We start from the raw sequence: 24,599 nt of genomic DNA, 5'->3' as shown, positions 1-24,599 counted from the left end.
TACGTATTGATCTATAAAGCAGCCGCCGACACGCTCTGGCAGCAGAAAAACGAGTAAAGACTTTGTAAGGATGGCCCTGCTTATTTCATAATGCGCGCTTATTGGATCCCCCGGAGGGTCCGCGCGCCCCTCAGAGGTAAGTCGATTCCCATGAACCGCACCGGCCGCACCCTTGCCCTGGGCTGCCTGTTGCTCTTTCAGCCGCTGCTCGCGAATGCACAAGCAGGCGGCAACTCGTTGTTGATCCCGGCGGTGGGCCGTTGCACGCTCAATACCCAGCCACAAGATCTCGCACCGGCACTCGACGCCTGTCAAAAAGCAGCGGACGCAGGCGATGCACAAGCGCAATACGAGTTGGGCGAGTTCTACTACGAAGGCAAGGCCGCGCCACGCGACCTCAAGCAAGCCCTCAACTATTTCGAAAAAGCCTCGCTGCAGGGCCATGCCCAGGCCCAATTCAAGCTGGGCGGCATGTTCTTCCATGGCGAAGGCGTACCCGCCAATAACGTCCAGGCTTACATAGTGCTGAAGATGGCGGCGGTCAACGGCGCCGAAGATGCCTTGGACACCGCCGACGAAGTCGCCGAGCAGATGCCCCGTGACGAACTGGAAGTGGCGACCCAGGTGCTGGGACAGATCTTCCGCAAATACCTGATGGAACTGCAGAACGCCGATGGGCGCACGCCCTTCTCGCCCTTACCCTGATTTTGCTGTGGCCTTGATGGCCTCATCGCGAGCAGGCTCGCTCCCACATTGTCACCCTGTGAACACAAGATTTGTGGACACCTGTTATCCAGTGTGGGAGCGAGCCTGCTCGCGATTGGCAACGACTCGGACTTGAACCTTACTTCTCAGGCATCGGCATCGGAAACGGCATCACATTGCCGACCGCGCCCCGGGCTTCGCTGATTTTCGGGGTGCCCAGGCGTTCCACTTCGTCGATGCGCACGATCGAATGCATCGGCACGAAGCTGCGCACCACGCCTTCGAACTGCGCTTTGAGCTTTTCTTCGCTCGGGTCGACGACCACTTGCGTGCGCTCGCCAAAGACGAACTCTTCCACCTCCAGAAAGCCCCACAGATCACTTTGATAGATCTGCTTGGCGTACATTTCGAACACCTGGCCCTGGTTGAGGAAAATCACCTTGTAGATTGGAGCTTCACGTTTGGTCATGGCGGGCGAAACACATCGGCAGGTAAAAATGAGGGCGCGAACTATAGCATAGCCACTGCTCGCACAGCGGTAGGAACCGCGGGACTTGTTCCCTATAATGCGCGGTTCTTTGAATCACGTGATGACTCCCTCCATGGCCAAGAAGCTTTACATCGAAACCCACGGTTGCCAGATGAACGAGTACGACAGCTCGCGCATGGTCGATCTGCTGGGTGAGCACCAGGCCCTGGAAGTCACCGCACGCGCCGAAGACGCGGACGTGATCCTGCTCAACACCTGCTCGATCCGCGAACGCGCCCAGGACCGGGTCTATTCCCAACTCGGCCGCTGGCGCGAGCTGAAGCTGGCCAATCCGGAAATGGTCATCGCCGTGGGCGGTTGCGTGGCCAGCCAGGAAGGCGCCGCCATTCGTGACCGTGCACCGTACGTGGACGTGGTTTTCGGCCCGCAGACCCTGCACCGCCTGCCGGAGATGATCGACGCAGCCCGTGTCACCAAGCTGCCGCAGGTGGACGTTTCGTTCCCTGAAATCGAAAAATTCGACCACCTGCCCGAGCCGCGTATCGACGGCCCGAGTGCTTATGTCTCGGTCATGGAAGGCTGCAGCAAGTACTGCACGTTCTGCGTGGTGCCTTATACCCGGGGCGAAGAAGTCAGCCGTCCCTTCGATGACGTGATCGCCGAGATCATCCACCTGGCGGAAAACGGCGTGCGGGAAGTGACGCTGCTGGGGCAGAACGTCAATGGTTATCGCGGCCTGACCCACGACGGACGGCTGGCGGACCTCGCCGAGCTGATCCGCGTGGTGGCGGCTGTGGACGGCATCGACCGCATTCGCTACACCACCTCCCATCCGCTGGAGTTCTCCGACAGCCTGATCCGTGCCCATGCCGAGGTCCCCGAGCTGGTCAAGCACCTGCACCTCCCGGTGCAGTCGGGTTCCGACCGGATCCTCGCGGCCATGAAGCGCAACCACACGGCACTGGAATACAAATCCAAGCTGCGCAAACTGCGGGCGGCGGTGCCGGGAATCTGCATCAGTTCGGACTTCATCGTGGGCTTTCCCGGTGAAACCGAGAAAGACTTCCAACAGACCATGAAGCTGATCGAAGAAGTGGGTTTCGACTTCTCCTACTCGTTCGTCTACAGCCAGCGCCCCGGCACCCCGGCCGCCGACCTGGCGGACGACACCCCAGAAGAACTGAAAAAAGAGCGGCTCAACGCCTTGCAACACCGCCTGAACCAGCAAGGTTTCGAGATCAGCCGACAAATGGTCGGTTCCGTCCAACGGATTCTGGTCACCGATTATTCAAAAAAAGACCCGGGCGAACTGCAAGGTCGGACCGAAAACAATCGCATCGTCAATTTCCGCTGCGACACCCCGGCCCTGATCGGCCAGTTCGCCGACGTGCACATCGACTCCGCGCAACCGCACTCCCTGCGGGGTTCGCTGGTTCAGTAACCTTTTCAAAAACACTATTGCCTGTGCAAGCAAGACCTGTGGGAGCAAGGCTTGCCCGCGATCAAGGCAGCGCGATCTTCAGCAAGGTTGCGGCGCTTTCATCGCGGGCAAGCCTTGCTCCCACTATGGGTTGTGCCAACTCTGTGATCGGATTCACCTGTTTAAGAGCTTTCGCACCCAGCCTACTGGCGTTATCCTTGATTTCATCTCAATTGCCCCTGGGCGGCTAAAAACGACCTTGAACGCACCCATCGAACCCCATCGTTTCATCCTCGAGCCCTTTGAGGCTCGCCGCTTCGCCAATCTGTGCGGGCAATTCGACGAGCATCTGCGCTTGATCGAACAGCGCCTGGCCATCGAGATCCGCAACCGCGGAAACCAGTTCGAGCTGATCGGCGAACCCAAGCACACCACCTCCGCGGAAAACCTGCTGCGCCGCCTCTACCGGGAAACCAAGGGGAGCGAGCTGTCGCCGGACACTGTCCATCTGTTCCTGCAGGAGTCGGCCGTCGAAGAGCTCGACAACCACGCACCGGCGGAACCTGCCGTGGCCCTGCGCACGAAGAAAGGCATGATTCGCCCTCGCGGCTTGAATCAGCAGCGCTATGTGAAGGAAATCCTGGGCAACGACATCAACTTCGGTATCGGCCCGGCTGGTACGGGCAAGACCTACCTGGCCGTGGCCTGCGCGGTCGATGCCCTGGAACGCGAACAGGTGCGGCGCATCCTGCTGGTGCGTCCGGCGGTCGAAGCCGGGGAAAAACTCGGTTTCCTGCCCGGCGACCTGACCCAGAAAATCGACCCGTACCTGCGCCCTCTCTATGACGCGCTGTATGAAATGCTCGGCTTCGAATACGTTGCCAAGCTGATCGAACGCCAGGTCATCGAAGTGGCTCCGCTGGCCTACATGCGTGGCCGCACCCTGAACAACAGCTTCATCATCCTCGACGAAAGCCAGAACACCACGGTCGAGCAAATGAAGATGTTCCTGACCCGGATCGGCTTCGGCTCCACTGCCGTCATCACCGGGGACATCACCCAGGTCGACCTGCCCCGCGGCACCAAGTCCGGGCTGAACCACGTGATCCAGGTGCTCAAGGACGTGCCGGGCATCAGCTTCACGCATTTCCTGCCCAAGGACGTCGTGCGCCATCCATTGGTGCAGCGCATCGTCGAAGCCTACGAGCGCTTCGAGCAACGCGCCGAGGATATGCACGAAAGCAAAGGCAACCGCCAAGATGCTTGAACTTGACCTGCAACTGGCCAGCGCACACGCCGTCCCCAGCGAAGTCCAGTTCCGCCAGTGGTGCGAACTGGCCCTGCGCCAGCGCAGTGCCGACTCGGAACTGACGATCCGCCTGGTGGACGAACCCGAAGGCCGCGAACTGAACCGCACCTGGCGCCAGAAAGACTACGCGACCAATGTGCTGTCCTTCCCCGCCGACGTCCCCGACGAACTGCTCGACATCCCGCTGCTGGGGGACCTGGTGATCTGCGTCCCGGTGGTGGAGCGCGAAGCCACGGAACAAGGCAAACCTTCCGAGGCCCACTGGGCCCATCTGGTCATTCACGGCTGCTTGCATCTGCTTGGTTACGACCATATTGAAGATGACGAAGCCGAAGAAATGGAAGCACTGGAACGAACGTTGCTTGCAGAGCTGGGTCATGCCGACCCCTACGCCGGCGACGAACACTGATACATCAACCTGTAACGACAAAGGATTCAGAGTAATCGCTATGAGCGAAGATCGATCGAGCAACGGGCAGAAGTCATGGCTGGGCAAGCTCACCCAGGCTTTTGCCCATGAGCCGAAAAACCGCCAGGAGCTGCTGGAGCTGCTGCGCGACGCCCACCAGAACAAACTGCTGGACAGCGAAGCGCTGGCCATCGTCGAAGGCGCCATCCAGGTCGCTGACCTGCAGGTACGGGACATCATGGTTCCGCGCTCGCAGATGGTCAGCATCAAGGCGACCCAGACACCCCGCGAGTTCCTGCCGGCCGTGGTCGACTCCGCCCACTCGCGCTACCCGGTGGTCGGTGAGAGCCATGACGACGTCATGGGCGTGCTGCTGGCCAAGGATCTGCTGCCACTGATCCTCCAGGAAAACGGCGACAGCTTCAATATCAAGGACTTGCTGCGCCCGGCCACCTTCGTGCCCGAGTCCAAGCGCCTGAACGTGCTGTTGCGTGAGTTCCGCGCCAACCACAACCACATGGCCATCGTCATCGACGAGTACGGCGGCGTGGCCGGACTGGTCACCATCGAAGACGTGCTCGAGCAGATCGTCGGCGACATCGAGGACGAGCACGATGTCGAGGAAGACAGCTACATCAAGCCACTGCCCAGCGGCGACTTCCTGATCAAGGCCCTGACGCCGATCGAGAACTTCAACGAATTCTTCGACAGCCAATTTTCCGACGACGAGTTCGACACCGTCGGTGGCCTGGTGATGAGCGCTTTCGGACACCTGCCCAAGCGCAACGAAACCACGGAGATCGGCTCCTGGCGCTTCCGCATCCTGAACGCCGACAGCCGCCGGATCCACCTGCTGCGCCTGTCACCCATTGGCCGATAACCCCTGCGAGACCCGCTAAGGACATACATGCGCTGGATAACCCGCCCCGGCTGGCCCGGTAACCTGCTGGCCGTGGCGGCCGGTGCGATCACCACCCTGGCCCTGGCACCGTTCGACATCTGGCCACTGGCATTGCTGGCGGTCGGACTTTTCTATGCCGGGTTGCGCGAACTTTCGCCGCGACAGGCCCTGGGCCGGGGCTGGTGCTTCGGTTTTGGCCTGTTTGGCGCCGGCACCAGTTGGATCTACGTCAGTATCCATAACTTCGGTGGCGCCTCGGTGCTGCTCGCCGGGCTGTTGATGCTGCTGTTCGTGGCCGCCATCGCCTGGTTCTTCGCCCTGCCCGCCTGGCTTTGGGCACGCTGGCTGCGACGCAACGAAGCCCCGCTGGCCGACGCCCTGGCATTCGCCGCGCTGTGGTTGGGCCAGGAAGCCTTTCGCGGCTGGTTCCTCACCGGTTTCCCGTGGCTCTACTCCGGTTACAGCCAGCTCGACGGCCCCTTGGCCGGTCTCGCACCGGTGGGTGGGATGTGGCTGATTTCCTTCACCCTGGCCCTGACCGCTGCGCTGCTGTACAACGCCCCCCGCTTGATCCGCGCCGGACGCAAGGGCTTTATCGCGACGGGCGTGGTCCTGCTGATCGGCCCATGGGTGGCCGGCATGGCGCTCAAGGGCCATGCCTGGACCAGCCCCTCGGGTGACCCGCTCAGCGTTGCCGCCATCCAGGGCAACATCGAACAGAGCATGAAGTGGGATCCGGAACAGCTCAACGCCCAACTGGCGCTGTACCGCGACATGAGCTTTACCTCCAAGCGCGTCGACTTGCTGATCTGGCCGGAAACCGCGGTCCCGGTGCTCAAGGAATCTGCCCAGGGCTACCTGGACATGATGGGCAGTTTCGCTGCCGAGCGGCATTCGGCGTTGATCACCGGCGTACCGATTCGCCAGTTGGTACGTCATGAGAAACGCTATTTCAACGGCATCACCGTGACCGGCGAAGGTGACGGCACTTACCTGAAGCAGAAACTGGTGCCGTTCGGCGAGTACGTGCCCTTGCAGGACCTGCTGCGCGGCCTGATCGCCTTCTTCGACCTGCCCATGTCGGACTTCGCCCGGGGTCCGGCCGATCAGCCGTTGCTGCAAGCCAAGGGTTATCAGATCGCACCGTTCATCTGTTATGAAGTGGTGTATCCGGAGTTCGCCGCCGGCCTCTCGGCCCGCAGCGACCTGCTCCTGACCATCAGCAACGACACCTGGTTCGGCACCTCGATCGGCCCGCTGCAGCACCTGCAAATGGCCCAGATGCGCGCCCTGGAAGCCGGCCGCTGGATGATTCGCGCCACCAACAACGGCGTGACCGGGCTGATCAACCCCTTCGGCCAGATCACTGCACGGATCCCGCAATTCGAACGCGGCATCCTGTACGGCGAAGTGGTGCCGATGCACGAGTTGACGCCGTACCTGCAATGGCGCTCGTGGCCGTTGATCATCCTGTGCGTGTTGCTGTTGGGCTGGGCGTTGGTGACGGGACGGATCGCCAAGACCGTTTAACCGATTTGCAAGTTTGATCGTTCCCACGCTCCGCGTGGGAATGCAGCCCGTGACGCTCCGCGTCACATTGGCGGCCGACGCCAGCCCGATTTGGAACGCAGAGCGTCCCTTGAGGCATTCCCACGCAGGAGCGTGGGAATGATCCGGTAACACCTCAGCGATAGAACAACCAATACCCCACCAACCCCGCCGCCTCATTCATCAACTGCCCCGACTGCCAGATCGACTTGAACTCCGGCATCCAGCCGCCCAGTGGCCGGGCATTGTCCTGCCCCAGGAAGCCCACCGGTGCGGCGACCACTTCGAACCCGGCTCGCTGGAAACTCCAGACAGCGCGCGGCATGTGCCACGCCTGGGTCACCACCACGACGCGACGGATCCCTTCCGGGTGCAGGATCGCGGCGGTCATCTGCGCGTTTTCCCAGGTGGTGCGGCTGAGTCCCTCTTGCCAGCGCACGGTGACGCCAAAATCATCCAACAGCGAATCGGCCATCAGCTTCGCCTCGCTGGGCGGCGTGCCGTAGTGCAAGCCCCCGGAAGTCAGCACGGGCAATCCAGACGCCTTGACCAGCCGCGCCGCATAACGCTGGCGCTCCAGCCCGACGCCAGAGGGCTGGTCGGCGCCCCAGGCCAGGTCACCGCGCTCGCGGCCCGAGCCCAATACCACGATGGCGTCGGCACGCTCGGCCAGGGTCGCCCACTCACTGCGAGACAGCGGCGGCTCACGCTCCAGCGCCTTCGCCCCCCATTGCACCGCCACAGGCAGGCTCATCAGCCAGAAACCACCCAACCCCGCGATAAAGCACACCCGGGCCAGACGCGGCCGGGAGTTGCGCCACCACCAGGCAAGCGCCAGCAGCAGCAAAAGAATGCCGGGCGGCAGCAGCAATTGTTTGATGAAATAGCGAAACGGCATCGGGCATCTCCACAGATGCCCGAAGCCTAGGTGGGTTGACGCAAAGCGACAACTGATTCGAAAGAAACCTGAATCAAAAGCTTGGACCAAAAAAGCGCAACGCGTGAATCCGGCTTTACTTGAACTGCAGCGACCGGACTTTTACAGCATCCTTGTCAGGCGTCCGATCCTTGAGCCAGACAACCTTGGCCGAACGGGGCGCATCAAGACGCTGGAGTACCTGGGCCCCGCTTGTGCGGGCCTGATGTCCGACCTGTTCGAGGTAAGCCTTGACCAGTTCGAACTCCGCGGGGCTCAAGCCTCGCAGTTCCAGCTCTGCCGGACGTTCATTACGCAAGCGTCCGGCGGTTCTTGCAGCGTCCAGGGCCACCCCGAGACGATCGATCAGCTTTTCATACAACTCCGGTGTAGCGACTTCTCGTTGTGATTCAACCATCCCTCACCTCATTGAAGATAAGACTCACTCCCCATTGAGAAGCTTAGCTTCGCTGGGCAAACCGACAGGACGCCGCGACCAACGGCCCTGAACGCCCGGCAACGCCGGCTGTCGACACCGCCCGAGCGCAATCAGGGTTTCCCTCCGTAGAGTGCGGTCATGTATGCTACGGCGCTTCCTGTAACTCCACTTCCAGCTCCGCTGGGCATCGAAAGCGCCGCATTCGGCGTCGTCTGCGTCCAGCATGGCAACGAAGAGGATTGGGCCACCCCATTCAGTACAAAAGTAGCCATGCACGAACACTATCAGCCCCGTGAAATCGAAGCCGCCGCCCAGTCGTTCTGGGACGAGCAAAAGTCCTTTGAAGTCAGTGAACAGCCAGGCAAGGAAACCTACTACTGCCTGTCGATGTTCCCTTACCCCAGCGGCAAGCTGCACATGGGGCACGTGCGCAACTACACCATCGGCGACGTGATCTCCCGCTACCAGCGCATGCAAGGCAAGAACGTCCTGCAACCCATGGGTTGGGACGCCTTTGGCATGCCGGCGGAAAACGCCGCGATGAAGAACAATGTCGCACCCGCCAAATGGACCTACGAAAACATCGCCTACATGAAGTCCCAGCTGCGCAGCCTGGGCCTGGCGGTGGACTGGTCCCGGGAAGTCACCACCTGCAAGCCCGACTACTACCGCTGGGAACAGTGGCTGTTCACCCGCCTGTTCGAAAAAGGCGTGATCTACCGCAAGAACGGCACCGTGAACTGGGACCCGGTGGACCAGACCGTACTGGCCAACGAACAGGTGATCGACGGTCGCGGCTGGCGTTCCGGCGCGCTGATCGAAAAGCGCGAAATCCCGATGTACTACTTCAAGATCACCGCCTATGCGGATGAACTGCTGGAGAGCCTCGACGAACTGACCGGCTGGCCCGAGCAGGTCAAGACCATGCAACGCAACTGGATCGGCAAGTCCCGGGGCATGGAAGTGCAGTTCCCCTACGACGTCGCTTCCATTGGCGAAGCCGGCACCCTGAAGGTCTTCACCACCCGTCCGGACACCCTGATGGGCGCCACCTATGTGGCCGTGGCCGCCGAGCACCCGTTGGCGACCCTGGCGGCACAGAACGATCCTGCGCTGCAGGCGTTCATTGCCGAATGCAAGGGCGGCAGCGTCGCCGAAGCCGACGTTGCCACCCAGGAAAAGAAAGGCGTGCCGACCTCGCTGTTCGTCGAGCACCCGCTGACCGGTGAAAAACTCCCGGTATGGGTCGCCAACTATGTGCTGATGCACTACGGCGATGGCGCCGTCATGGCGGTACCGGCCCACGACGAGCGCGATTTCGAGTTCGCCCACAAGTACAACCTGCCGGTCAAGACCGTGGTCCGCACCAGCGCCGGTGACCAGACCCCGGCCCCTTGGCAGGACGCCTACGGCGAACACGGCGAGCTGATCAACTCCGGCGAGTTCGACGGCCTGGATTTCGCCGGCGCGTTCGACGCCATCGAAGTCGCCCTGATCAAGAAGAACCTGGGCGCCTCGCGCACCCAGTTCCGCCTGCGCGACTGGGGCATCAGCCGCCAGCGTTACTGGGGCTGCCCGATCCCGATCGTGCATTGCGCGACCTGCGGTGACGTACCGGTACCGGAAGATCAACTGCCCGTGGTCCTGCCGGAAGACGTCGTACCCGACGGCGCCGGTTCGCCCCTGGCACGCATGCCCGAGTTCTACGAGTGCAACTGCCCGAAATGCGGCGCACCGGCCAAGCGTGAAACCGACACCATGGACACCTTCGTCGAGTCCTCGTGGTACTACGCCCGCTACGCCTCGCCGCACTATACAGGTGGCCTGGTGGAAAAATCCGCCGCTGACCACTGGTTGCCGGTGGATCAGTACATCGGCGGCATCGAACACGCCATTCTCCACCTGCTCTACGCGCGCTTCTTCCACAAGCTGATGCGTGACGAAGGCCTGGTGAGCTCCAACGAGCCGTTCAAGAACCTGCTGACCCAGGGCATGGTGGTCGCCGAGACTTACTATCGTCGCGAAGCCAACGGTGCCTACACCTGGTTCAACCCGGCCGACGTCGAACTCGAACGCGACAGCAAAGCCAAGGTCATCAGCGCCAAGCTGATCGCAGACGGCCTGCCGGTGGAAATCGGCGGCACCGAGAAGATGGCCAAGTCGAAGAACAACGGCGTCGACCCACAGTCGATGATCGACCAGTTCGGCGCAGACACCTGCCGCCTGTTCATGATGTTCGCCTCGCCACCCGACATGAGCGCGGAATGGTCCGACTCCGGCGTCGAGGGGTCGCACCGCTTCCTCAAGCGCGTCTGGCGCCTGGCCCAGGCTCACGTCGTCCAGGGTCTGCCGGGGAAACTGGACATCGCGAGCCTGAACGATGAACAGAAAGCCATTCGCCGCTCGATCCACCTGGCCATCAAGCAGGCCAGCCATGACGTCGGCCAGAACCACAAGTTCAACACCGCCATCGCCCAGGTGATGACGCTGATGAACGTGCTGGAAAAAGCCGCGCAGGCGACCGAGCAGGATCGCGCACTGGTTCACGAGGGCCTGGAAGCCGTGACGCTGTTGCTCGCGCCGATCACGCCGCACATCAGCCACGAGCTGTGGAATCAACTGGGCCACGCTGCCCCGGTGATCGATGCTGGCTGGCCGGTGGTGGACGAAAGCGCGCTGGTGCAGGACAGCCTGACCCTGGTCATCCAGGTCAACGGCAAGCTGCGCGGCCAGATCGACATGCCGGCCACCGCAACGCGCGAAGAAGTCGAAGCCGCCGCACGGACCAATGAAAACGTGCTGCGCTTCGTCGATGGCCTGACGATCCGTAAAGTGATCGTCGTGCCCGGCAAACTGGTCAACATCGTCGCAAGCTAATTGGATCGGGCGCCGGGTCAGGGACCCGGCGCCGAATATGACCTGCCGGGGCCGCACTGCCGGCCCATAGGTTTCAAGGGGAGCAACAAGATGATGAAACGTAATCTGCTGGTGATGTGCCTGACGGTCCTGCTGAGCGCCTGCGGCTTCCAGCTGCGCGGCACCGGCACCACCGAACTGGCCATCAAGGAACTGGACCTCAGCGCACGCAACGCCTACGGCGACACCGTGAAGTTGCTCCGCCAGACCCTGGAAAACAGCGGCGTGAAGGTGTACGCCGGGGCGCCGTATAAATTGGTGTTGGTCAATGAACAGGAAAGCCAGCGCAGCTTGAGTTATGCCGGCGCCGGTCGTTCGGCCGAGTACCAACTGACCAACGAGCTGAGCTATGAAATCCGCGGCCAGAACAATCTGTCGCTGCTGGACGACAAACTCCAGGTGCAGAAGGTTTACCTGCACGATGGCAACAACATCACCGGGTCTGACCAGGAGTCGATCGAAGCACGGGGTGAAATGCGTCGTGACCTTGTCCAGCGCATGATGCTGCGCCTGCAACAGCTCAACCCGACCCAGCTGGCGCAGTTGCAACAAACTGCCGATGCCCGTGCCAAGGCCGAAGCCGACGCGCTGGAAGCGGCACGCAAGGCTGAAGCGGAAACCCCGCAGCAGTCGCCGATGCAAATCCCGGCTGAATAAGCTTCGTGGGGCGCTCCGGCGCCCCGCATGCCTTCTCTTATGAAACTCGCCCCCGCCCAACTCGGCAAACACCTGCAAGGCGCCCTCGCGCCGGTCTATGTCATCAGCGGCGATGATCCGCTGTTGTGTCAGGAAGCCGCCGACGCCATTCGCTCCGCCGCCCGCCAACAAGGCTTTGACGAACGCCAGGTGTTTGCCGCCGACGCCAGTTTCGATTGGGGCACGTTGCTGCAGGCCGGGGCGAGCATGTCGCTGTTCGCCGAAAAGCGTCTGCTGGAACTGCGCTTGCCCTCGGGCAAACCCGGTGACAAGGGCGCTGCCGCGCTGATCGAGTACTGCTCGAGGCCGGCCGAGGACACGGTATTGCTCATCAGCCTGCCGAAACTCGACGGCAGCGCGCAAAAGACCAAATGGGGTAAGGCCCTGGTTGAAGGTCCGCAGACCCAGTTCGTGCAGATCTGGCCGGTGGACGTCAGCCAACTGCCGAGCTGGATCCGCCAACGCCTGTCCCAGGCCGGCCTGTCGGCCAGCCAGGACGCGGTGGAGCTGATCGCCGCCCGGGTCGAAGGCAACCTGCTGGCTGCCGCCCAGGAAATCGAAAAGCTCAAGCTGATGGCCGAGGGCGGTCAGATCACCGTGGAAACGGTACAGGCCGCCGTGGCCGACAGCGCGCGCTTCGACGTCTTCGGGTTGACCGATGCGATCCTCAACGGCGAAGCCGCCCACGCCCTGCGCATGCTTGAAGGCCTGCGCGGCGAAGGCGTCGAGCCGCCGGTGATTCTCTGGGCCCTGGCCCGGGAGCTGCGCCTGCTGGCGAACCTGTCATTGCAATACAGCCAGGGCGTACCGCTGGACAAAGCCTTCAGCCAAGCCCGTCCGCCCGTATGGGACAAACGCAAGCCGCTGATGAGCAAGGCCCTGCAACGCTACTCGGCGTCGCGCTGGGCGCAGTTGCTGCTGGAGGCCCAGCGCATCGACGCACAGATCAAGGGCCAGGCCGCCGGATCGCCGTGGATGAGCCTCAGTCGCCTGTCCCTGCTGATGGCCGGTCAGCGACTGGCGCTGCCTGCCGAATAACCTACCTCACCTGTCAGATGCTTCTGTGGCTAGGGAGCTTGCTGTGGGAGCAAAGCTTGCTCGCGACACAGGCGCCTCGGTTCAAGGACAAACCGCGTCAGCTTCGTCGCGGGCAAGCCTTGCTCCCACAGCTCCCTCGCCACAAAGCTCGCTGGCCGCAACTTCCGCACACATTTCCTCCTGCCTGCAAGGACTGGACAACACCCCAGCCCTGCCCCATGATTTGCCCCGCAAAACCCACCGCCACGAGAGATCCGAGCATGAGCAAAAAGCCATCCAAGCATGGCCCCAACAAGGCCAAGTCCATCATCGCCCAGCCCCTGTTCCGCAGCCGTCAGGAACGTCCCGCCAAGGGCAAAGGCAGCTACCGCCGCGAAGCCTTCCAGTCTGACAACTGGGAGGCTTCTTGCTTTATGGCGGCTTGAAACATCCGGACAAGCCCTTTGCACCCTGCCCATGATAAGGTCAGCACCTGATTTGCATTTCTGGACCCCTGCATGCCCTTTTGCCTTACCCGCCGCTGGCCACTGCGCCAACTGATTGCCGCCACAAGCTTCGCACTGCTTGTCGCCTGCGCAGAAAAACCCACCGCCGCCGATGCCCAACCGCTCCAGACCGTTCCTGCCGTGACCGCCCCGGCCATGGTCCCGCCTGTGGTGCCGACCGGTGAAAACCTGGACATCGTCCCGACCCAGACCTTCGCCGAATGGCAGGCCGGCTTTCGCAAGGAAGCACTGGCCGCCGGGATCCGCGCCGACCTGTTCGATCGCGCCTTTATCGGCGTGAGCCCCGACATGAGCGTGATCAAGGCCGATCGCAGCCAGCCGGAATTCACCCGGCCCGTGTGGGAATACCTCGACGGCGCGTTATCGCCACTGCGGGTCAACAAAGGCAAGACGCTGATTCAACAGAACGCCCAGATCCTGCAAAGCATCGAGCAGCGCTACGGTGTTGATCGTGAGGCGTTGGTGGCAGTGTGGGGCATGGAGAGCAACTTCGGCCAATTCCAGGGCACCAAGTCCGTCATCAACTCCCTGGCGACCCTGGCCTATGAAGGCCGACGCCCGGGCTTCGCCCATGCACAACTGATCGCCGCGCTGCAAATCCTGCAACAGGGTGATATCGCCCCGGAAAAAATGCTCGGTTCCTGGGCTGGCGCCATGGGCCAGACCCAGTTCATCCCCACTACGTACAACACCCATGCGGTGGATTTCGACGGCGATGGCCGCCGCGACATCTGGGGCAGTTCCACCGACGCCCTGGCCTCGACCGCGCATTACCTGCAAAGCTCTGGCTGGCAACGCGGTCAGCCGTGGGGTTTCGAGGTAGAACTCGAAGAAGGGTTCGACTACTCCCTGGCCAACGGCACGATCCGTAAGCCGCTCTCCGAATGGATACGGTTGGGCGTATCCACCTACGACGGCATGCCGATTCCTCCAGGTGACCAACAACTGCCCGCAGCGCTGCTGCTACCGGCTGGCTACCGAGGCCCGGCGTTCCTGGTATTCGACAACTTCCGCGCCATCCTCAAGTACAACAACTCGTCATCCTACGCATTGGCGGTCGGACTGTTGTCGGAGCGCTTCAAGGGTGGCGGGCTAGTCTATGGCCAGTGGCCCAAGGACGACCTGCCATTGAGCCGCACCGAGCGCATAGAGCTGCAGACGCTGCTGGCTCAGCATCAATACGATGCCGGCACCCCCGATGGCATCATCGGTGCCAACACCCGAAAAGCGATTCGCAGCGCCCAGCAGTCACTCGGCTGGCCGGCGGATGGGTACCCGACACATCAGTTGCTGGAGAACCTGCGCAAGCGCTGATTGATCCGCTATCGCGAGCAGGCTCGCTCCCACAGGGAATTGCATTTCAATGTGGGAGCGAGCCTGCTCGCGAAGACTGACGTCCAATCAACGCCGCACTACCGCCCCACCACCACATCCTGCTCCAACACCAACCTCTTCTCCCCCGCATCCAGACTCACCAATGCGCCCATGGGCAAGGTCAGATTCGGATCGCAGTGACCGCTGCGCCAGCCGGACAGCACCGGGATCCGTAACGGCTCGAAGGTCTGCTTGAGCAAGCGGTTCAGCGCTTCGCCATCCACCCCGGCTACGTCGCCCACCAGAACCCCACGCAACTTCTGCAACGTGCCCGCCAACCGTAGCTGGGTCAGCAATCGGTCGATCCGATACAGCGGCTCGTTGACGTCTTCGATGAACAGGATCACGCCTTCGGCGTCGATCTGATAAGGCGTGCCCATGGTCGCCGCAATGATCGACAAATTGCCTCCCAGTAGACGCCCATGGGCGGTACCAGGCCAGACAGTGGTCAAGGGGTAAGCCTCTGGATGGCTCAGCACATCGCCCGCCTTCAACTGCCCACGCAGCAGGCTGAAAAACGAGGTGACCGTCGAAGGCTCCTTGCCGCCCAGGAGATCGGCATTGAGCAGCGGCCCGTGAAAGGTGACGAACCCCGCGTAACGGCTGATAGCCAGGTGCAGCGCAGTGATATCGCTATAACCGACAAAAGGCTTGGCGTTGCGCCGCAAGAGCTCGAAGTCGACGCGATCCAGCAGACGTGGCGTGCCATAGCCGCCGCGCAAGCAAATGATGGCGTTGACCTCAGGATCGGCGAAGGCTTCATGCAAGTCGTTGAGCCGCGTGTCATCACTGCCGGCCAGGTAACCGTCCTTCTCGTAGACCCCCGGGAATATCCGCAGCTCATGACCACGGTCACGCATCCACTGCACCGCCTTGTCCGTGTCCAAAGGGGCCGGGCCAGCGGGTGCGATCACGCCGATCAGTCCTTGGGCTGGGAGGGCCGGGACAGGTTGGTGGGGGCACAGGGTCTGGAGGGGGTGAAGGGTCATTCGTGGGGTTCCCTGTGGAGGGTCAGATTGGTCTGCAGATCCATTGCTTCATGCAAACTGAGCCACCGCTATCGCGAGCAGGCTCGCTCCCACAGGGGGAGTGTGTACGCGTCAAAGACAGATCGCTATAAAACCGCTTTGCTTTTGCTTTTGCTTTTGCTTTTGCTTTTGCTTTTGCTTTTGCTTTTGCTTTTGCTTTTGCTTTTGCTTCTGCTTTTGATCTTAGGGCCCCGTTAACCACGACGGCCGAACGCAGGTATTGCGTAGTGGGCAACCCGGCATGGATGCCGGGTTAGCCGCGCTGGGCCATGGATGGCCCTTCGCGGCGGGCCCACGGAGCAATGCCGGAGTGAGGGCATGCCGAGCCTAGGCGAGGCACCGAGTGGTGGGGCCAAGACCTTTTGGTTACTTTTGGGGCGTTTGCCAAAAGTACCCCGCCGTAAGGGCGGAACCGCCAGCCGCCATCACCGCAGCAACGGATATACACCCATACGGTCCAACCCCAATCAGGAACCCAACAACTCCGCCTTGACCAACTTAGCCTGCTCATCAGCATGATACGAAGACCGCACCAACGGCCCCGAAGCCACATTCTTGAAGCCCATCTTGTACCCTTCCTCAGCAAACCAGGCAAAGGTATCCGGATGCACAAAACGTTGCACCGGCAGGTGACTACGCGAAGGCTGCAGATACTGCCCCAGGGTCAGCATATCGATGTCATGTTCACGCATACGCTTCATGACCTCGATGACTTCCTCATCGGTCTCGCCCAGGCCCAGCATCAAGCCAGACTTGGTCGGAATGTGCGGCATCATCTGCTTGAAGCGCTGCAACAAGGTCAACGACCACTGGTAGTCCGACCCCGGGCGCGCAGCCTTGTACAGGCGCGGCACGGTTTCCAGGTTGTGGTTGAACACATCCGGCGGCTCGGCGGCGGTGATTTCCAGGGCGATGTCCATGCGACCGCGATAGTCCGGCACCAGCGTCTCGAGCTGCACGTTCGGCGACAGCTTGCGGATTTCCCGGATGCAATCGGCAAAGTGCTGGGCACCGCCGTCACGCAGGTCGTCACGGTCCACCGAGGTGATGACCACATACTTGAGCTTCAGGTCGGCAATGGCGATAGCCAGGCTTTCCGGCTCATTGACGTCCAGTGGTTTCGGCCGGCCGTGGCCGACGTCGCAGAACGGGCAGCGACGGGTGCAGATGTCACCCATGATCATGAAGGTCGCGGTGCCGCCGGAGAAGCACTCACCCAGGTTCGGGCAGGAGGCTTCTTCGCAGACGCTGTGCAGCTTGTGCTTGCGCAGCAGGGCCTTGATACGGTCGACTTCCGGGGACACCGGAATGCGTACGCGGATCCAGTCCGGCTTCTTCGGCAATTCGGTGGTCGGGATGATCTTGACCGGGATGCGCGCAACCTTCTCGGCGCCGCGCAGCTTGACGCCGGCTTCGACTTTGGCACGTGGGGCCGGACGCTCGGTAACATCCTGCGTCGGGATCATGGTTTGCACTGCATCAGTAGTCATATCAGTCGATTCCGCCCGTGAGGGTCGTCTGCTCAGCATAGTCGAGGTGTTTGACGAGCTGCGCGCGCAGCCGGGCACTTACCTCGGCAAATTCAATCGATCCTGTGTGATCGCGTAGCTGGGTCATCGCCAGCCCCGCGTAACCACAGGGATTAATCCGTCGAAACGGCGAAAGGTCCATGTCCACGTTCAACGCCAGGCCGTGAAACGAACAGCCGTGGCGGATCCGCAGACCCAGGGAGGCGATTTTCGCTCCGTCGACATACACCCCCGGCGCATCTGGCTTGGCCTGCGCCGTGACACCGTAGCTGGCCAGCAGCTCGATCAGGCAGGTCTCCATGCGCGTCACCAGCTCGCGCACGCCGAACCCCAGCTTGCGCACGTCCAGCAGCAGGTAGGCAACCAACTGGCCGGGGCCATGGTAAGTCACCTGCCCGCCCCGGTCGACCTTCACCACCGGGATATCCCCCGGCAGCAACAGGTGTTCGGCCTTGCCGGCCTGGCCCTGAGTGAACACCGGCGGGTGTTCCACCAGCCAGACTTCGTCTTCGGCGGTGTTGCCACGTTCGTTGGTGAAGCGCTGCATGGCATGCCAGACCGGCTCATAAGCCATCTGTCCCAGCTCGCGAAAGCCCAGCGTGCCCGGCATCACAACACCATGTGCACGACGCCGGTCGCCCGCAGCTCGCTATTGATGTCGTACAGCTGCTCCTGGCCGGTGGCAACGATGTGCAACTGAATCGTCGTGTACTTGCCATTGCTGCTCTGGCGCTCGGCCAGGGTCAGGAGATCGACGGTGGCGTGCTTTTCAAGGATGGCAACGACCTTGTCCTTGAAGCCCACTCCGGTGTCGCCAATTACTTTGATCGGATAGTCCTTGCAGGGAAATTCGATCTTTGGCGCCTTTACTTCTGAGTCTGTCATGGCGTAACGGCCTCGTAGACGTGATAACGAACAAGGCCCCGCGCCGGACAGGAACGGGGCCATGCAGTCAACATTCGATTCAGTTGAACAAGCCGTAGAAGAATAGCCGGATGCTATCCCACATGCGGCGGAAGATACCACCTTCCTCGACCGCATCCAGCGCGATCAAGTCGGCGCTGTGCACCACTTTGTCTTCCAGTTTGACTTCAACTTTACCGATCACGTCGCCCTTGGCGATGGGGGCGGTCAGTTGCGGGTTCAGGGTCATGCTGGCGGCGAGCTTCTTGAGCTGGCCTTTTGGCAGGGTCATGGTCAGGTCTTCGGCCAGGCCGGCTTTCACCTGGCTGCTGGTGCCTTTCCAGACCTGGGCCTGGGCCAGTTCGGTGCCTTTCTGGTAGAACGTCTGGGTTTCGAAGAAACGGAAACCGTAAGTCAAGAGCTTCTGGGTTTCAGCGGCACGGGCCACTTCGCTGCTGGTACCGAACACCACGGCGATCAGGCGCATGCCGTCACGTACCGCCGAGGACACCATGCAGTAGCCCGCCTCGTCGGTGTGGCCGGTTTTCAGGCCGTCGACGGTCTTGTCGCGCCACAGCAGCAGGTTGCGGTTAGGCTGCTTGATGCCGTTCCAGAAGAATTCCTTCTGGGAATAGATGGCGTAGTGCGCCGGGTCTTCATGAATGATCGCCCGCGCCAGGACCGCCATGTCGTGTGCCGACGAGTAGTGCTCGGGGTTCGGCAGGCCGGTGGGGTTCATGAAGTGACTGTTGGTCATGCCCAGGTCGGCGACCGTCTTGTTCATCATGTCGGCAAATGCATCTTCGCTGCCGGCAATGTGCTCGGCCAGGGCGACGCTGGCGTCGTTGCCGGACTGGATGATGATGCCGTGCAGCAGGTCGCTGACGGTCACCTGCGAGCCGACCTTGATGAACATCCGCGAACCGCCAGTGCGCCAGGCGTTTTCGCTGACAGTCACCGGATCGTTCTCACCGATCTGGCCACGACGGATTTCCAGGGTCGCGATGTAGGCGGTCATCAGCTTGGTCAGGCTGGCCGGTGGCAGGCGCTGGTCACCGTTGCTCTCGACCAGCACATTGCCGCTGCTGGCGTCCATGAGCACAAAGGCCTTGGCCGCCAGTTGCGGAGGCGACGGCATCATCTCGACCGCGAACGCGGCGGGTGAAAGAAGCAGCGGGACTAACAGGCAAAGGCGTTTGGCAAAGGTGGTAATGTTCATCCGTCTCTCGAAATCGCTAATGGACTGCCCGGAGGCAATACTAAACAGGCAGCCTTCTTGACGGGCCGCCGCGTATTAAGTTGCTCACTCACATCCCTTGCCGGGCTTTTGTTATTCATGGAGCCAACAACCGGACCCGCTCGAACCGCAAGCGGGCCTTCAATCAATCATTCGGCGGTGACCAGGCTCGGCGAACCGAGATTGGCCAGGCGCACGCTGTTCTGCACCTGCTGGACTTCACCCGGAGAACCGATCGGCCCCAGGCGCACCCGATGCAGTGTCTGCTGGTTGCGCACGATCGAGCTGATGAACACCGGAGCGCTCACCATCGAGCTCAGCTTCGAGCGGAGCAGTTCGGCAGCGTCCGGGTTGGCGAACGCGCCCACTTGCAGATACTGGCCAGACGCTGTTGCAGAAGCGTTTTTTTTTGCATCCAGCTGCACAGGCACTACGGCCGCGGCGTGTTGCTGCGGCGGCGGTGTCCATTGTTCGACCGTGCCGGTGGACGCCGTCACGGTCGGCGCGGCATTTTGCGCCACTTTTGGCTCGTTGAGCATCAAAGGCGCCGGACGGCCACGCTGGGCCCACCACTCCTGCGGGTCGATGCCCTCGACCTTGACCCGCGCGGTGCCGATTTCAGCGTAACCGAGTTTTTTCGCCGCCGCATACGACAGGTCGATGATACGGTCGGAATAGAACGGCCCACGGTCATTGACCCGCAGGATCACGCTCTTGTTGTTGTCCAGGTTGGTCACCCGCACGTAACTGGGCAGCGGCAAGGTCTTGTGGGCCGCGCTCATGCCGTACAGGTCATACACCTCGCCATTGGCGGTGTTCTGGCCATGAAACTTGGTGCCATACCAGGACGCCGTGCCCGACGCGACGTAGGTCTTGGAATCGGCCATCGGGAAATAGGTCTTGCCCAGCACCGTATACGGGTTGGCCTTGTAGGGGCCGGTGTGCAGAGTCGGGGTGGCGTCTGGAATGCGCGAGACATCCACGTCCCACCACGGCGCGCCGTCCTTGTGTGCACGGTTGATGTCCAGGCCCGGCATGGCGCGCACGGCGGTGGAGCTTTTCTGGGTCGGTGCGCGACTGGTCGAACAACTGACGACCAACAGCGACAGCGCAGCCAGTGCCACGAACTTCAGGGGCCTGGCTTTCAGGGGTTGATAGGTAGGCAATGCCTGCATTATTTGACGCCCCGTGCTTTGACCAGCTCTTCAGACAGTTGATGCACAGCCATGGCGTACATCACACTGCGGTTATAACGCGTAATTGCGTAGAAATTCTTCAGGCCCATCCAGTATTCAGGGCCCTGCTCGCCTTCCAGGCGGATAGCGGTGACGGGCATGTCGTCACGCAGCGCATCATGACTCGACCAGCCCAGCGCCCGCAACTCCCCGACGGTTTTCGTCGGCTCGATGCCCTCGCTCAGGCCCTCGTCCACCTGGTCGCCACGCACGTCGGCACGGCTGACCACCGGTTGGCCGGCTTCCCAGCCGTGGCGCTTGAAATAGCTGGCAACACTGCCGATGGCATCGGTCGGGTTGGTCCAGATATTGATGTGGCCATCGCCATCGAAATCCACCGCATAGGCGCGGAAACTGCTGGGCATGAACTGCGGCAAGCCCATGGCCCCGGCATAGGACCCCTTGAGGGTCAGCGGATCGACCTGTTCCTCGCGGGCCAGCAACAGGAATTCACGCAGTTCCTTGCGGAAGAACTCGGCGCGCGGCGGATAATCGAAGCCCAGGGTCGACAGGGCGTCGATCACCCGGAAATTCCCGGTATTGCGGCCAAAGAAGGTCTCGACACCGATGATGGACACGATGACCTGGGCCGGCACACCGTATTCCTGCTCGGCGCGGGTCAGGGCGGCCTCGTGCTGGCGCCAGAAGTCCACACCCCGGGCGATGCGCGCCTCGGTGATGAACATCGGCCGGTATTCGCTCCACTGCTTGACCCGCTCGGCGGGCCGGGAGATCGCGTCGAGGATCGACTGCTTGCGTTCGGCCTCGCGGAACACCCCCATCAGTTGCTCACCGGCAAAGCCGTAATCACGGGTCATTTCACCGACGAATTCGGCTACCTGCGGCGAGCCTTCGTATTCACCGGCCAAGGCGTGCGACGCACCGCCCAGGAGGCTGATCAGGCCGACCCACGCATGTCGCGTCGACCAGCCACGCATTGCTTGCATTGAACTCTTCACCTTATTCAAACCTGCGCGATCCACTTGCGGTGGGTATGGATCGACATCAAGACCCCAAACGCTGACAGTAGCGTCACCAGCGAAGTTCCTCCGTAGCTGATGAAGGGCAACGGCACCCCCACGACCGGCAACAAGCCACTGACCATACCGATGTTGACGAAAACGTAAACAAAAAACGTCATGGTCAGGCTGCCCGCCAGCAACTTGCCGAACAGGGTCTGGGCCTGGGCAGTGATGACCAGCCCCCGGCCGATCAGCAACAAGTAGATCAGCAGCAGCAGGCAGATACCCACCAGGCCGAACTCCTCGCCCATCACAGCGATGATGAAGTCGGTGTGGCTTTCCGGCAGGAAGTCCAGGTGCGACTGGGTGCCCATCAACCAGCCCTTGCCGAATACCCCACCGGAGCCGATGGCGGCCTTGGACTGGATGATGTTCCAGCCGGTACCCAGCGGATCGCTTTCCGGGTCGAGGAAGGTCAGGATGCGCTGCTTCTGATAGTCGTGCATCACGAAGTACCACATGGCCACCGACACCGGTATCGCGATGGCAATCACGCTCAGGATCCAGCGCCAGCGCAACCCGCCCATGAACAGCACGAAGGCGCCACCGGCCAGGATCAGCAGTGAAGTGCCGAGGTCCGGCTGGCGCACGATCAGGATGAACGGGATGCCGATCAGCAACAGGCTGATGCACACGTGCTTGAGCTGCGGCGGCAAGGTGCGCTTGGACAAGTACCAGGCGATGGTCGCCGGCATGATGATCTTCAGGAACTCCGAAGGCTGGAAACGGATCACCCCGGGGATGTTGATCCAGCGCGTGGCCCCCATGGCGTTATGGCCCATCACGTCCACCACCACCAACAGGCTCACGCCCACCACATAGGCCAGCGGCACCCAGCGCGCCATGAACCGGGGTTCAAGCTGGGCAATGACGATCATCGACACCAGCCCGATGCCGAACGAAGTGGCCTGCTTGGCCAGCAGGTCCCAGCTCTTGCCGCTGGCCGAATACAACACGAACAGGCTGCCCGCGGCCAGGATCAGCAGCAGGACCAGCAACGGGCCATCGATGTGCATGCGTTGCAACAGCGTGGCGCGACGGCGCATCACGTCTTCGCTGGAGAGGATCCGGTCGAAATTATTCTTCACGGGCCGTAGCCTCCGCGGTGGTGGGGCTTGCGTATTCAGGCTTGAGCTGGCCGTGTTCATCCAGCAGCCAGGCATCCATGACCTGGCGCACCACGGGCGCGGCGACACCGGAACCGGACTCACCGTTCTCGACCATCACCGCCACGACGATCTTCGGGTTGTCGGCCGGGGCGAAGCCGACGAACAGGGCGTGGTCGCGGTGGCGCTCCTGGACCTTGGAGCGGTCGTACTTCTCGCCCTGCTTGATCGCGACCACCTGGGCCGTACCGCTCTTGCCGGCGATGCGATAAGGCGACCCGATTGCCGCCTTGCGCGCCGTACCTCGGGCACCGTGCATCACCTGCTGCATGCCGTTGTTGACCTTCTGCCAGTCCGACGGATTGTGCAGGATGATGTCCGGCATCGGGTCCGGGTCCACGGGCGGCTGGCCTTCGATGGTCTTGGCCAGGTGCGGGCGATGCCACTTGCCCTTGCTCGCCACCAGGGCCGTGGCCTGGGCCAATTGCAAAGGCGTTGCCTGCATGTAGCCCTGGCCGATCCCCAGGATCAGGGTTTCACCCGGGAACCACGCCTGGCGGCGGGTCACCCGTTTCCATTCCCGGGACGGCATCAGGCCGGGCGATTCTTCGAACATGTCCAGGGAGACTTTCTGGCCGATGCCGAACTTGCCCAGGTAGGACGACAGCCGATCGATCCCCAGCTTGTGGGCCAGGTCATAGAAGTAGGTGTCGTTGGACCGCATGATCGCCGTTTCCAGATCCACATAGCCGTCGCCGGTACGGTTCCAGTTACGGTATTTGTGGTCGTAGTTGGGCAGCATGTAATAGCCGGGGTCGAAGACCCGGCTCGAGGCGGTCACCACGCCCGCGTCCAGCCCGGCAATCGCCACGGCCGGCTTGATGGTCGAGCCGGGCGGGTAAAGGCCGCGCAGTACCCGGTTGAACAGCGGCCGGTCGATGGAGTCGCGCAACTCGGCATAGGCCTTGAAGCTGATGCCGGTGACGAACAGGTTCGGGTCGAAACTCGGCTGGCTGACCATCGCCAGGACCTCGCCGGTGGCCGGGTCCAATGCCACCACGGCGCCCCGACGTCCGCCCAGGGCCGCTTCGGCGGCTTCCTGCAGCTTGATGTCCAGGCTCAGGACAATGTCCTTGCCGGGAATCGGGTCGGTGCGCTTGAGAACCCGCAACACGCGACCGCGGGCGTTGGTCTCGACTTCTTCGTAACCCACCTGGCCGTGCAGCTCGGGCTCGTAGAAGCGCTCGATACCGGTCTTGCCGATGTGGTGGGTACCGCTGTAGTTGACCGGATCGAGGCTCTTGAGCTCTTTCTCGTTGATCCGCCCCATGTAGCCGACCGAGTGGGCAAAATGCGCCCCCTGGGGGTAATGACGCACCAACTGCGCCACCACCTCGACGCCCGGCAGGCGGAACTGGTTCACCGCGATCAGGGCAATCTGCTCTTCGGTCAGCTCGAACAGGATCGGCACCGGCTCGAACGGCCGACGCCCCTGGCGCATGCGCTTCTCGAAGATGGCCCGGTCCTCGGGCGTCAGTTGCAGCACTTCGACGATGACATCCAGCACCTGTTGCCAGTCGCCGGACCGCTCGCGGGTCATGCTCAGGCTGAAACTGGGCCGGTTATCGGCGACCACCACGCCATTGCGGTCGAAAATCAACCCACGGGTCGGCGGGATCGGCTGCACATGCACACGGTTGTTTTCCGACAGGGTCGAGTGGTACTCGTACTGGATCACCTGGAGGAAATAGAGCCGCGCGATCAGCACGCCGATCAGCGTCACCACCGTAATGGCGCCGAACACGACGCGACTGCGCACCAGGCGGGCGTCTTTTTCGTGGTCCTTGATGCGGATCGGCTGAGGCATGAGGG

Annotated in this window: 23 protein-coding genes; 11 read left to right on the top strand and 12 right to left on the bottom strand. The window is 62.0% G+C overall.

What is annotated here, in order from left to right:
* Nucleotides 1-150: 150 nt before the first annotated feature.
* The gene (locus tag CGA22_RS23995; protein WP_041023074.1) at nt 151-705 is read left to right on the top strand and encodes a tetratricopeptide repeat protein; all 555 of its coding nucleotides are present in this window, start codon (nt 151-153) and stop codon (nt 703-705) included.
* Between the two features lie 139 nt (nt 706-844).
* Here CGA22_RS23995 and CGA22_RS23990 read toward each other — a convergent pair whose 3' ends face one another.
* Nucleotides 845-1,174, bottom strand: coding sequence for a DUF1820 family protein (locus tag CGA22_RS23990; protein WP_003185742.1), 330 nt, complete (start codon nt 1,172-1,174; stop codon nt 845-847).
* 133 nt (nt 1,175-1,307) lie between these two features.
* Between CGA22_RS23990 and miaB the strand changes: the two genes are divergently transcribed.
* From miaB to lnt, 5 genes are all read left to right on the top strand, one after another.
* Complete coding sequence (gene miaB, locus CGA22_RS23985) at nt 1,308-2,636, top strand: tRNA (N6-isopentenyl adenosine(37)-C2)-methylthiotransferase MiaB (protein WP_188258728.1); 1,329 nt, start codon at nt 1,308-1,310, stop codon at nt 2,634-2,636.
* Between the two features lie 238 nt (nt 2,637-2,874).
* Entirely contained in the window at nt 2,875-3,882 is a 1,008-nt protein-coding gene (locus CGA22_RS23980) for a PhoH family protein (protein WP_041022101.1), read from the top strand.
* Nucleotides 3,875-4,333, top strand: coding sequence for an rRNA maturation RNase YbeY (ybeY, locus tag CGA22_RS23975; RefSeq protein WP_041022102.1), 459 nt, complete (start codon nt 3,875-3,877; stop codon nt 4,331-4,333). The genes CGA22_RS23980 and ybeY overlap by 8 nt, the downstream gene beginning before the upstream one ends.
* 40 nt (nt 4,334-4,373) lie before the next feature.
* Nucleotides 4,374-5,213, top strand: a complete 840-nt coding sequence (locus CGA22_RS23970) for an HlyC/CorC family transporter (RefSeq protein ID WP_003205870.1) — start codon at nt 4,374-4,376, stop codon at nt 5,211-5,213.
* Nucleotides 5,214-5,240: 27 nt separating this feature from the next.
* Nucleotides 5,241-6,764 (top strand): apolipoprotein N-acyltransferase, encoded by a 1,524-nt coding sequence (lnt, locus tag CGA22_RS23965; protein WP_041022103.1) that lies wholly within the window; start codon nt 5,241-5,243, stop codon nt 6,762-6,764.
* Between the two features lie 154 nt (nt 6,765-6,918).
* Here the strand turns inward: lnt and CGA22_RS23960 are convergent, their stop codons facing one another.
* Complete coding sequence (locus tag CGA22_RS23960) at nt 6,919-7,680, bottom strand: YdcF family protein (protein WP_041022104.1); 762 nt, start codon at nt 7,678-7,680, stop codon at nt 6,919-6,921.
* Nucleotides 7,681-7,795: 115 nt separating this feature from the next.
* Nucleotides 7,796-8,116 carry a hypothetical protein gene (locus CGA22_RS23955; protein ID WP_024780842.1) on the bottom strand — a complete coding sequence of 107 codons (321 nt, stop codon included), beginning with the start codon at nt 8,114-8,116 and terminating at the stop codon, nt 7,796-7,798.
* A 291-nt stretch (nt 8,117-8,407) separates the two neighbouring features.
* On the opposite strand from CGA22_RS23955, the gene leuS reads away from it, so the two are divergent.
* From leuS to CGA22_RS23930, 5 genes are all read left to right on the top strand, one after another.
* Nucleotides 8,408-11,014, top strand: a complete 2,607-nt coding sequence (gene leuS / locus CGA22_RS23950) for a leucine--tRNA ligase (protein WP_041022105.1) — start codon at nt 8,408-8,410, stop codon at nt 11,012-11,014.
* Nucleotides 11,015-11,104: 90 nt separating this feature from the next.
* The gene (gene lptE / locus CGA22_RS23945) at nt 11,105-11,710 is read left to right on the top strand and encodes an LPS assembly lipoprotein LptE (protein ID WP_041022106.1); all 606 of its coding nucleotides are present in this window, start codon (nt 11,105-11,107) and stop codon (nt 11,708-11,710) included.
* A gap of 39 nt (nt 11,711-11,749) precedes the next feature.
* Nucleotides 11,750-12,787, top strand: a complete 1,038-nt coding sequence (holA, locus tag CGA22_RS23940; protein WP_041022107.1) for a DNA polymerase III subunit delta — start codon at nt 11,750-11,752, stop codon at nt 12,785-12,787.
* A gap of 260 nt (nt 12,788-13,047) precedes the next feature.
* Nucleotides 13,048-13,212 carry an alternative ribosome rescue factor ArfA gene (gene arfA / locus CGA22_RS23935; RefSeq protein WP_041022108.1) on the top strand — a complete coding sequence of 55 codons (165 nt, stop codon included), beginning with the start codon at nt 13,048-13,050 and terminating at the stop codon, nt 13,210-13,212.
* A gap of 72 nt (nt 13,213-13,284) precedes the next feature.
* Nucleotides 13,285-14,607 (top strand): lytic murein transglycosylase, encoded by a 1,323-nt coding sequence (locus tag CGA22_RS23930; RefSeq protein ID WP_041022109.1) that lies wholly within the window; start codon nt 13,285-13,287, stop codon nt 14,605-14,607.
* Nucleotides 14,608-14,705: 98 nt separating this feature from the next.
* Here the strand turns inward: CGA22_RS23930 and CGA22_RS23925 are convergent, their stop codons facing one another.
* The 9 genes from CGA22_RS23925 to mrdA form a co-directional block, all read right to left on the bottom strand.
* Nucleotides 14,706-15,656, bottom strand: a complete 951-nt coding sequence (locus tag CGA22_RS23925) for an LD-carboxypeptidase (RefSeq protein WP_041020101.1) — start codon at nt 15,654-15,656, stop codon at nt 14,706-14,708.
* Nucleotides 15,657-16,162: 506 nt separating this feature from the next.
* Nucleotides 16,163-17,185 carry a lipoyl synthase gene (gene lipA / locus CGA22_RS23920; RefSeq protein WP_024776648.1) on the bottom strand — a complete coding sequence of 341 codons (1,023 nt, stop codon included), beginning with the start codon at nt 17,183-17,185 and terminating at the stop codon, nt 16,163-16,165.
* Between the two features lies 1 nt (nt 17,186).
* Nucleotides 17,187-17,834, bottom strand: a complete 648-nt coding sequence (gene lipB / locus CGA22_RS23915; RefSeq protein ID WP_041024390.1) for a lipoyl(octanoyl) transferase LipB — start codon at nt 17,832-17,834, stop codon at nt 17,187-17,189.
* Complete coding sequence (locus CGA22_RS23910; protein ID WP_041024391.1) at nt 17,834-18,109, bottom strand: DUF493 domain-containing protein; 276 nt, start codon at nt 18,107-18,109, stop codon at nt 17,834-17,836. Before CGA22_RS23910 ends, lipB begins: the two co-directional genes overlap by 1 nt.
* 79 nt (nt 18,110-18,188) lie before the next feature.
* The gene (locus tag CGA22_RS23905; protein WP_041024392.1) at nt 18,189-19,346 is read right to left on the bottom strand and encodes a D-alanyl-D-alanine carboxypeptidase family protein; all 1,158 of its coding nucleotides are present in this window, start codon (nt 19,344-19,346) and stop codon (nt 18,189-18,191) included.
* A 167-nt stretch (nt 19,347-19,513) separates the two neighbouring features.
* A complete protein-coding gene (locus tag CGA22_RS23900) occupies nt 19,514-20,539 on the bottom strand; it encodes a septal ring lytic transglycosylase RlpA family protein (RefSeq protein WP_041024393.1) in 1,026 nt (341 codons plus the stop codon).
* Nucleotides 20,539-21,546 carry a lytic murein transglycosylase B gene (gene mltB / locus CGA22_RS23895; protein ID WP_041024394.1) on the bottom strand — a complete coding sequence of 336 codons (1,008 nt, stop codon included), beginning with the start codon at nt 21,544-21,546 and terminating at the stop codon, nt 20,539-20,541. Before mltB ends, CGA22_RS23900 begins: the two co-directional genes overlap by 1 nt.
* A gap of 17 nt (nt 21,547-21,563) precedes the next feature.
* Nucleotides 21,564-22,667 (bottom strand): rod shape-determining protein RodA, encoded by a 1,104-nt coding sequence (rodA, locus tag CGA22_RS23890; protein WP_052435196.1) that lies wholly within the window; start codon nt 22,665-22,667, stop codon nt 21,564-21,566.
* Nucleotides 22,668-22,698: 31 nt separating this feature from the next.
* Nucleotides 22,699-24,594, bottom strand: a complete 1,896-nt coding sequence (mrdA, locus tag CGA22_RS23885) for a penicillin-binding protein 2 (RefSeq protein WP_041024396.1) — start codon at nt 24,592-24,594, stop codon at nt 22,699-22,701.
* Between the last annotated feature and the right edge of the window lie 5 nt (nt 24,595-24,599).

Source organism: Pseudomonas sp. PSB18 (assembly GCF_014596565.1).
Lineage (GTDB): Bacteria > Pseudomonadota > Gammaproteobacteria > Pseudomonadales > Pseudomonadaceae > Aquipseudomonas.
This window is presented reverse-complemented; position numbering and strand designations above follow the sequence as displayed.

Bases quoted from the DNA above. Each gene is read 5' to 3' on its own strand.
- miaB (WP_188258728.1), top strand. From the start codon at position 1,308: ATGGCCAAGAAGCTTTACATCGAAACCCACGGTTGCCAGATGAACGAG.
- leuS (WP_041022105.1), top strand. From the start codon at position 8,408: ATGCACGAACACTATCAGCCCCGTGAAATCGAAGCCGCCGCCCAGTCG.
- CGA22_RS23995 (WP_041023074.1), top strand. From the start codon at position 151: ATGAACCGCACCGGCCGCACCCTTGCCCTGGGCTGCCTGTTGCTCTTT.
- CGA22_RS23955 (WP_024780842.1), bottom strand. From the start codon at position 8,116: ATGGTTGAATCACAACGAGAAGTCGCTACACCGGAGTTGTATGAAAAG.
- CGA22_RS23910 (WP_041024391.1), bottom strand. From the start codon at position 18,109: ATGACAGACTCAGAAGTAAAGGCGCCAAAGATCGAATTTCCCTGCAAG.
- CGA22_RS23960 (WP_041022104.1), bottom strand. From the start codon at position 7,680: ATGCCGTTTCGCTATTTCATCAAACAATTGCTGCTGCCGCCCGGCATT.
- mrdA (WP_041024396.1), bottom strand. From the start codon at position 24,594: ATGCCTCAGCCGATCCGCATCAAGGACCACGAAAAAGACGCCCGCCTG.
- CGA22_RS23925 (WP_041020101.1), bottom strand. From the start codon at position 15,656: ATGACCCTTCACCCCCTCCAGACCCTGTGCCCCCACCAACCTGTCCCG.
- CGA22_RS23990 (WP_003185742.1), bottom strand. From the start codon at position 1,174: ATGACCAAACGTGAAGCTCCAATCTACAAGGTGATTTTCCTCAACCAG.
- CGA22_RS23970 (WP_003205870.1), top strand. From the start codon at position 4,374: ATGAGCGAAGATCGATCGAGCAACGGGCAGAAGTCATGGCTGGGCAAG.
- CGA22_RS23930 (WP_041022109.1), top strand. From the start codon at position 13,285: ATGCCCTTTTGCCTTACCCGCCGCTGGCCACTGCGCCAACTGATTGCC.
- ybeY (WP_041022102.1), top strand. From the start codon at position 3,875: ATGCTTGAACTTGACCTGCAACTGGCCAGCGCACACGCCGTCCCCAGC.
- lipB (WP_041024390.1), bottom strand. From the start codon at position 17,834: ATGCCGGGCACGCTGGGCTTTCGCGAGCTGGGACAGATGGCTTATGAG.
- CGA22_RS23900 (WP_041024393.1), bottom strand. From the start codon at position 20,539: ATGCAGGCATTGCCTACCTATCAACCCCTGAAAGCCAGGCCCCTGAAG.
- lnt (WP_041022103.1), top strand. From the start codon at position 5,241: ATGCGCTGGATAACCCGCCCCGGCTGGCCCGGTAACCTGCTGGCCGTG.
- mltB (WP_041024394.1), bottom strand. From the start codon at position 21,546: ATGCAAGCAATGCGTGGCTGGTCGACGCGACATGCGTGGGTCGGCCTG.
- holA (WP_041022107.1), top strand. From the start codon at position 11,750: ATGAAACTCGCCCCCGCCCAACTCGGCAAACACCTGCAAGGCGCCCTC.
- arfA (WP_041022108.1), top strand. From the start codon at position 13,048: ATGAGCAAAAAGCCATCCAAGCATGGCCCCAACAAGGCCAAGTCCATC.
- CGA22_RS23905 (WP_041024392.1), bottom strand. From the start codon at position 19,346: ATGAACATTACCACCTTTGCCAAACGCCTTTGCCTGTTAGTCCCGCTG.
- lptE (WP_041022106.1), top strand. From the start codon at position 11,105: ATGATGAAACGTAATCTGCTGGTGATGTGCCTGACGGTCCTGCTGAGC.
- rodA (WP_052435196.1), bottom strand. From the start codon at position 22,667: ATGCGCCGTCGCGCCACGCTGTTGCAACGCATGCACATCGATGGCCCG.
- lipA (WP_024776648.1), bottom strand. From the start codon at position 17,185: ATGACTACTGATGCAGTGCAAACCATGATCCCGACGCAGGATGTTACC.